The 8,504-nt window shown below is 40.0% G+C and carries 5 protein-coding genes; 2 read left to right on the top strand and 3 right to left on the bottom strand.

All coding sequences use genetic code 11. The features are described from left to right. Positions 1-356 precede the first annotated feature (356 nt). Genes ETF27_RS00120 through ETF27_RS00110 form a run of 3 tightly spaced genes read right to left on the bottom strand, consistent with a single transcriptional unit; the run spans position 357 to position 4,085 of the window. Complete coding sequence (locus tag ETF27_RS00120) at positions 357-1,910, bottom strand: peptide MFS transporter (RefSeq protein WP_130828648.1); 1,554 nt, start codon at positions 1,908-1,910, stop codon at positions 357-359. Between the two features lie 4 nt (positions 1,911-1,914). Beyond that, complete coding sequence (locus ETF27_RS00115) at positions 1,915-2,658, bottom strand: porin family protein (RefSeq protein ID WP_130829716.1); 744 nt, start codon at positions 2,656-2,658, stop codon at positions 1,915-1,917. Positions 2,659-2,714: 56 nt separating this feature from the next. Next, complete coding sequence (locus ETF27_RS00110; protein WP_147785292.1) at positions 2,715-4,085, bottom strand: amino acid ABC transporter substrate-binding protein; 1,371 nt, start codon at positions 4,083-4,085, stop codon at positions 2,715-2,717. Positions 4,086-4,187: 102 nt separating this feature from the next. On the opposite strand from ETF27_RS00110, the gene ETF27_RS00105 reads away from it, so the two are divergent. Together ETF27_RS00105 and uvrA are read left to right on the top strand one after the other, a co-directional pair. Beyond that, positions 4,188-4,883 (top strand): gliding motility-associated C-terminal domain-containing protein, encoded by a 696-nt coding sequence (locus ETF27_RS00105; RefSeq protein ID WP_130828650.1) that lies wholly within the window; start codon positions 4,188-4,190, stop codon positions 4,881-4,883. A gap of 31 nt (positions 4,884-4,914) precedes the next feature. Then, positions 4,915-7,767 (top strand): excinuclease ABC subunit UvrA, encoded by a 2,853-nt coding sequence (gene uvrA, locus ETF27_RS00100; protein WP_130828651.1) that lies wholly within the window; start codon positions 4,915-4,917, stop codon positions 7,765-7,767. The last annotated feature ends 737 nt before the right edge of the window (positions 7,768-8,504 follow it).

Below are 8,504 nucleotides of genomic sequence, written 5' to 3'. Positions count from 1 at the left end.
AGCTAAGCTTTTGCAATGCAAAAGGTCATGAATTGGAGTGCAAAAGCTAAGCTTTTAAATCACAACTAATATCATCCTGATTATCAATAGATTACAAAGCATATCCCTGATGCCGTTTTTGTAATATAATTTCATGGTGATGGTCGGGTTGAATGTTTGCTATCAAGTGTCTGTTTACCATCACCAGAAAAAGAGGCTTACACACTTTTATAGGATAGTACCGCGATTAAAGTGGATACCTATAGTACTAAGCATCCTCGTTATACAATGCTTATGTGTGAGTTTGTCAATGAAAAAATCTCTTGCCACTGAAATGTGACAAGAGATTATATATAAGTTAGATATTTACAAATCGCTTATGCCTCAGTTACTCTTTCGAGCCATTTAACCATTGAGAACATTACAATCATAGAGATTCCGCATACGATAGCAAATACCAACCAGCATTCCCAAATCGGCCACTTGTTGTACATCAGCGGACCTACCCAAAGGAGGAGGTTACCAACGGCAGTAGCTCCGAGCCAAAGTCCCTGACATAGTCCTTGTAAATGTTTTGGAGCCACCTTACTCACAAAGCTCAAACCAAGCGGAGAGATGAATAATTCGGCTACGGTGAGGAAGAAATAGGTAAGGATCAGAATCCATGGAGCCGCCTTGGCAGCAGAGCGAGATATAGGATCCATGGCTGTGAATGTTTCAGCAGAAGGATAGTTGTAAATCAAGGAAATTATCATCAAGAAGATGTATGCCATTCCTGCTATTCCCATACCATAGGCAATTTTCTTTGGTGTAGATATTGGATTGCCCTTTTTAGAGAAATATGCAAAAATCCACATCACGACCGGAGTCAGGGAAATTACAAAGAATGGATTTACACATTGCCAAATTTCAGGTGCGATGGAATCCGTCTTAACGAAATCACGAGCAAAGAAAGACAAGCTCTGTCCGTTCTGGTGGAATGAGAACCAGAAGAATACGCTAATACCCAGTACGGCAAAGAGTGCGTACATACGCTGTTTGATTTCTTTTGCCATGGTTGCTTTTTCTTCCTCTGTGTATTGTTCCACAACAACTTCTGCCTTTTTCCCGGGCATGGGGAATTTACGTTTGTTGAATACAAAAATAGCCAAGGATACAAGCATCATCAGCACACTAACTATGAACGAATAGTGAATACCCGTGTTGAAGGCATCGAGGTATTGCGGACAGAACGATACAAGGTCAGAAGCATTTCCTCCAACTTGCTCTGTGAGTGTACGTAAGTTATCGATATTATTGCCTATGTTGCCATTAATGAAGTCGTGGCAAAGCTTTGGAAGGTCAGCATTATATGTAAATCCCTTGGTGCCAAGCCACCAGCTACGAAGCATAGGTGCCAAGAACGGTGCCACCAGTGAACCAATGTTTATGAACACATAGAAAATCTGGAAGCCGGCATCACGTTGTCCTTGAGCCCATTTCAGTTTCTCAGGGGAGACTTTGGCGGCTTCTGTTTCAAAGTTGTCATACATCTGACCGACTATAGCCTGTAAGTTTCCTTTGAAAAGACCATTACCAAACGATATCAAGGCAAGTGCCACGATAGTGAAACCAAGCCAAAATGAATTGTTTTGAGGGGTAATCATAACCGGGAAAGATAAGGCAATGTAGCCTAAGGCCATAATAATAAGACCACTTTCAATGGTTCGCTGATAATTTTGGGTTTTATCAGCAATAATACCTCCCACAAGACTCATCACATAGATGGCAGCAAGAAAAAGAGATGCGATAAGACCGGAAGTCTCATCGGACAAACCAAATTTTGAACAAAGGAAAAGAGCGAGCACGGCAATCATAATATAATAGCCGAATCTTTCGCCCATGTTGCTAAGTGCGGCCTGTAAAAGACCTTTTGGATGATTTTTAAACATAATATTATTTTGTTTTGGTTAAATCTATTAGATAGGTAAGTTTAACTATTATTGAATTGTTATTGGACTTTCCAAAGAAATCTTTTTTCGTGTTACCATAAATATTCCCAAGTCCGTAATAATATCTTCCTTCAATGAGAAAATGCCCCAATCGATGATTACTCCATTCAACCCCTAATCCGGCGGCTATACCATAATCGAACTTTTTCTCTATAGGTTTTGCCTCTTGCTCCGTCACGGTGTTGCTTCTTCCGGTTTCATCGTTTGAAAAAGTGGGCTGGTCATAATTCCGACTTATCGATTCGGTGAGGAAATATCCAAATTGTGGACCTGCCTTAACAAAAAAATTCATTCCGTTAGTTTCTCTACCCCATGCCAAGTGTGCGAAAATGGGTACTTGTATATAATTTAGAGTGCGGGAGTATTCTTCTAACAGTCCATTGGAATTCATCACCTTATCACCTTTCACTGTGCGAATATCCTGCTTCCATCCCATGGAAACGTAATTCACTTCTCCATAAATGGAACAGATGGTGTTAAAATATTTCTCGCACACGTATCGGAAACTCGCCCCAAAGGTAAGTCCACCTTTCATGGTCTGTGGAACTTTTGGATCGAATCCGACTTGAGACATGATAAATCCCGCATTTCCTCCCACCGATAATACGTTTCTGTATTCGCCCACTTGAGCATTCGCTATAAGTGGCAGTAACAATAACAGAGAGCTTATGATTGTCTTGCGTTTCATCTCCGTGTTTGTACTCTTCAAATTGATAATATCTTGTGGTTTGTAATTTTGGATGATTAATAAACTAAGTTCTCCATGGTTCGATCATATTTGAAATGAACTAACTGGAAATGGGTATTTAAATAACCACCTTGCCCCAATTTCTCAAAATTATAACGAGTTTGAATGGGATAATATTTTATTTCGCTGCTTGTTCCCTTGAAGTTTTTACCATTGCTCTTTAGACCTCGCACAAAGAATTGCGCTTGGTCATAGCCTACGATTGCTAAGCGCGGTATATAGGTCTTATTCATTACATCACCGTAAACTTCTTGATACTTCTTTTCCAATTGTAGGGTTCGTTCAGATACCTTGTTATAATAGTAAGTGGATGGAATGAATACCCCATACTTAAAATAATTCGCCAAATTGAAGTCTTGATACATAAACCAATCATTATATCCGAACATTGCAATGACTATTTCGGGATTTGCGGCTTTCAAAGCATTTAATTTTGCGAAGACTTGATTAAGCTGAGGACTTTTTTCAGAGTTGATTACCACCACATTGGGACGATTTCTGTCAAAATGTTTTGCGAAGTCAGCAGAGGAAGATTTAGTATTTGTTAAATCGTATTTAATATGGGCAAGTTCCAATTGTTTACGAAGTTCGCTCGTAAAGGCTCCCACCTGGCTTCCTGCATCATTACAATCAATGAAAACGGGATGATGTTTTTTTTGAAAGCGTTCAAAGAAACAAGCGATTGCCTTTTTGTTCAAACGGTCATTATCCTGATAAACCTGAAAGATATATGGGTTTCGAATAACCTCTTCTGTTTCTATAGAGAATGGAATGACAAGCTTTATAGCATGATTTCTACAAAAATCTCCCAAAGGCTTAACCTGATTGGAATATAACGGACCGAAAATAACATCCAACTCTGACGCATTCTTATCCATCAAAGTAGTACGGATATCCGCATCAATAGGAACATTCCATGCATGCACATCGGCGTTAATGCCCTCAGATTTCAATTGGTTTAATGCCAATAAAATACCTCGATAATATTCCACCATTCGTTTTCCATCTCCATCATTATCATGCAATGGTAGCATAACTCCAACGCGAATGACACCGGAAGCTCGAGAAGCATTGAGACTTGGTTTAGTGATTGTTGTGCGTTCTTCAATCGTTGATTTTTTATCACCGGCTTTTGCGTAGGGAACAAATATCCATTCTCCTTTTTTTAATTCATAGCCTTCGCGTTTCATTTCGGGATTTGCATCCAGCAGTTCCTGAATACCAACCCCATAATCTTTAGCAATGCCGAATATCGTCTCTTTCTTTTTCACTTTATGAATATCACGCCAAATCGTAGTCTGACCAAACACTTGTGAAGTGAAGAGCAACGTGAAAAAGAACAATAAGTATCTAATAATATGCTTCATTTTCTAAGTTTCAAAATTTATCACTATGCAAAGATACCAAAAACTATTCAGTCTTTGCTTCTTGTCAATAGTTTTTTTGTAAATTTGCAGAAATTAGTGGTTATGAATTCAAGTTTTTATAAAATATTAGTATTTCTTGTTGCGCTTGGAGCCAATTTGGAACTTTTAGCTCAAGATTGTGAACCGTATGGAATATATGTGGATGATAACGGAACGTCAAACACCATTAACTCTGCCCAAGGCTTTTCCGGTTCTGCTCCCATTACGGTGAATTTCTTTGCCAACCCCACGACAACCGTTGAGAATGGTGTCCATTTTGAATGGCATTTTCTGGAGCAAAGCGACAAAAGACAATCTTTTTTGATACGTTATGAGGAAAATACAGACTACACCTTTAAGAAAGCCGGTTCATTCCTCGTCTGTCTATACGAATTATCAGGAAACGACACACTTAACATCTACGACCCCATTATGATCTCTATTAGTGAAAGCGAGCTGGTCATGCCCAACGCTTTTTCTCCTAATGGAGATGGTATCAATGATATATACAAGGTCAAGAGCGGTTTTAAGAGCATAGTGGAGTTTCATGCGGTAATTTTTAATCGATGGGGACAAAAGCTTTTTGAATGGACGAACCCAAATGAAGGATGGGATGGTACTTACAAAGGAAAGAATGTAGCACAAGGAGTCTATTTTGTTAACGTAAAAGCGAAAGGGGCGGATGGACGAGAGTTCCATATTAAACGAGATGTCAATCTCTTGAGAGGATTTAGCGAAACCACTCGCGGAAACAACTAATACACTTTGTATTTATCGTAAAAAAGCAGAAATGAGCAATAGCATAGAAGTTCTTGGAGCACGTGTTCACAACTTAAAAAATATTGATGTAGTAATGCCACGTAACTCGTTAGTTGTATTCACGGGACTGTCAGGTTCAGGAAAAAGTTCTTTGGCTTTTGACACAATTTTCGCGGAAGGCCAAAGACGATACATAGAGACTTTCTCTGCTTATGCCCGAAACTTTCTTGGCGATTTGGAACGTCCCGATGTGGATAAGATTACCGGATTGTCTCCAGTAATATCCATAGAACAGAAAACAACCAACAAGAATCCACGTTCAACCGTTGGAACCACAACTGAGATATATGATTATCTTCGCCTGCTCTTCGCAAGGGCAGGAACGGCATATTCGTACATGAGTGGAGAACCCATGAAAAAATATACCGAAGAGCTTGTTGTGGAAATGATTCGCAGGGATTATGCCAACAGAGCCATTTACATTCTTGCGCCATTGGTGAGGAATAGAAAGGGGCATTATCGCGAACTATTCGAGCAGATGAGGCGCAAAGGATACCTCTACATCCGAATCGATGAAAAAATAGTGGAGATAACGCGAGGCATGAAGGTGGACAGATATAAAAATCACAATATTGAGGTGGTCATCGATAAGATGAAAATGGGGGAATTCACCGATGATTCTTTCAAAGAACGCATATCGCAATCTGTTGCTGTGGCAATGAAACAAGGTGATTCGCTCATTATGATTTTGGACAAGGAAACGAATAAAACCAAATATTTCTCCAAAAGGCTTATGGATCCGGTTACGGGCATCGCCTATAAAGATCCCGCCCCCAATATTTTTTCGTTCAATTCCCCCGAAGGAGCTTGTCCTCATTGCAAAGGACTGGGCAGAATAAACGAGATAGACCTAAACAAAGTCATCCCGGATAAATCAAAGAGCATATATGAGGGAGGTATCATTCCGTTGGGGAAATACAAGAATCAAATGATTTTTTGGCAAGTGAGTGCCATTCTTGAAAAATACAATTGTTCACTAAAGACGCCCATAAAGGACATTCCAAAAGAAACGCTTTCGGAAATTCTCTATGGAAGTTTGGGGAATTTGAAAATCTCAAAAAAGCTCGTACACACCAATTCTGATTATTTTGTTTCTTTTGATGGTATCATCAAATATCTGCGAACCGTAATGGATAATGATGAAACGGCAGCAGGAAGGAAATGGGCAGACCAGTTCATTGCAGAACGAGAATGTCCTGAATGCAAAGGGCAGAAACTAAACCGCGAGGCTCTCTCATATCGCATTTGGAATAAAAACATTGCAGAGCTGGCATCCATGGATATAACCGAATTGAAGAAATGGATCGACAATGTTGAGGAACACCTTAACTCGAAGCAGCAAAAAATCGCGGTAGAGATCATTAAGGAAATTAGGAAAAGAATTAATTTCTTGTTAGATGTGGGATTAAACTATTTATCGCTAAACAGAAAAAGTTCCACCTTATCCGGAGGTGAAAGTCAGCGTATCCGGCTTGCCACGCAAATTGGCTCACAACTTGTAAACGTGCTCTACATCCTTGATGAGCCATCCATAGGGCTGCATCAAAGGGATAATGAACGACTAATAGAGTCGCTACGTAAATTAAGGAATATGGGGAATACGGTCATTGTTGTTGAACATGATGAGGATATGATGCGGGCAGCCGACTGGATTGTCGATATCGGACCGAAAGCCGGAAGAAAAGGAGGACAGGTGGTATTTCAAGGAACATATGAGCAAATGCTCGAAACTGAAACACTGACAGCCCAATATCTTAATGGAGAAAAGTCAATAGAAATGCCCAAAGAACGAAGAAAAGGCAATGGGGAATCCATACGACTAATGGGTTGCAAGGGGAATAACCTAAAAAACATTGACGTGGAATTTCCTCTTGGAAAACTTATTGTAGTAACAGGGGTTTCCGGCTCCGGGAAAAGTACGCTCATTAATGAAACGCTACAACCCATTCTTTCACAACATTTTTATCGTTCCCTCAAACAACCAATGGAGTTTGAGAAAATTGAAGGAATAGAGAACATCGATAAGGTGGTGAATGTAGATCAAAGCCCGATTGGGCGCACGCCTCGCAGCAATCCCGCAACCTACACGGGTGTGTTTACCGAAATTCGAAACCTCTTCGTAAATCTTCCTGAAGCCAAAATTCGCGGATACAAACCCGGACGGTTTTCTTTTAACGTGAAAGGAGGCAGATGTGAGTCGTGTGGCGGGAATGGCTATCGCACTATTGAAATGAATTTTTTACCGGATGTCATTGTGCCTTGCGAAGTGTGTCGTGGGAAGCGTTATAACAGAGAAACGCTTGAAGTGAGATATAAAGGTAAATCCATTGCCGATGTGCTGGATATGACCGTAAACATGGCAGTGGAATTCTTCGAGAACGTGCCGCTCATCCTTACGAAAATAAAGGCATTGCAAGAGGTTGGGCTGGGGTATATCAAGTTAGGGCAAAGCTCCACGACCTTATCGGGAGGTGAAAGCCAGCGAGTGAAACTTGCCACAGAGCTTTCAAAGCGCGACACGGGGAAAACATTGTATATTCTTGACGAGCCAACTACAGGATTGCATTTCGAGGATATACGCATCCTAATGGGAGTTCTTCAAAAGTTAGTGGACAAAGGGAATACTGTTATCATTATCGAGCATAATCTTGATGTGATTAAACTTGCCGATTACATCATAGACATGGGACCGGAAGGGGGGCGTGCCGGAGGCGAAATCATCGTAATGGGAACACCGCATGAAATCGTTAAGAACAAACAAAGCCACACCGCCCGATTCTTGAAGAAGATTCTTGCAGGCGAGCATTCTCAATTGACGGATTAAAATGTTGAACATAAAGAAAAAGTCATCATCCGTCTCTCTATCATACCCAAGTTTAACACCGAGGAGAACAGGAAACACAGTCGCCAAGTTTTAAAAGAATTGGGATATGTGGTTAGAAATAAATAAACAGAATCAATTATGCGCCCCTAATGCAATGGATTTGAATGAAAAATTCCATATTATTGGGAATTTTGGTATTATATGTCAGTGAGAAATCTTTTATCTTTTCCCAATGGCGTCCTGAATGTTTTTTGAAATTCCACGCAAGGTCGCATCAAATTATGAGACTTGACATGTTTTTGTTCCAACGCTGAATAAAGCATACTTCCTTATGGCTCCAATTCGTATTCAGGTGGTGGTAAACAGACACTTGATAGCGAACATTCAACCCGATCATCACCATGAAATTATATTACAAAAACTTCATTACGGGTATGCTTTGTAATCTGCTGATAATCAGGAAGATATTAATTGCAATTTAAAAGCTTAGCTTTTGCACTCCAATTCATGACCTTTTAGGTAGTGTCCTTAAAAGTGTGTAATTCATCTTTCCTTTCTCTGTACTTCCACTGTTATTTTGTTCTTTTCTTTCCAGTTTTTGAATTGATATATTCTTCTTTCTTATGTTGTTTTTGTTTTTTCAATCGCTACGTCTTCCTTGAGTATGTTGACAGTCTTCTCTGATGGCATGGATGTCCTCATTTGGATGGTTCTCCTGTCCTTCCTGTTGAGCCTTT

This window comes from Prevotella brunnea, assembly GCF_008016795.1.
In the GTDB taxonomy this organism is placed as follows: domain Bacteria; phylum Bacteroidota; class Bacteroidia; order Bacteroidales; family Bacteroidaceae; genus Prevotella; species Prevotella brunnea.
Note: the sequence above shows the minus strand (reverse complement) of the source record. Positions and strands in the feature narration are given on the sequence as shown.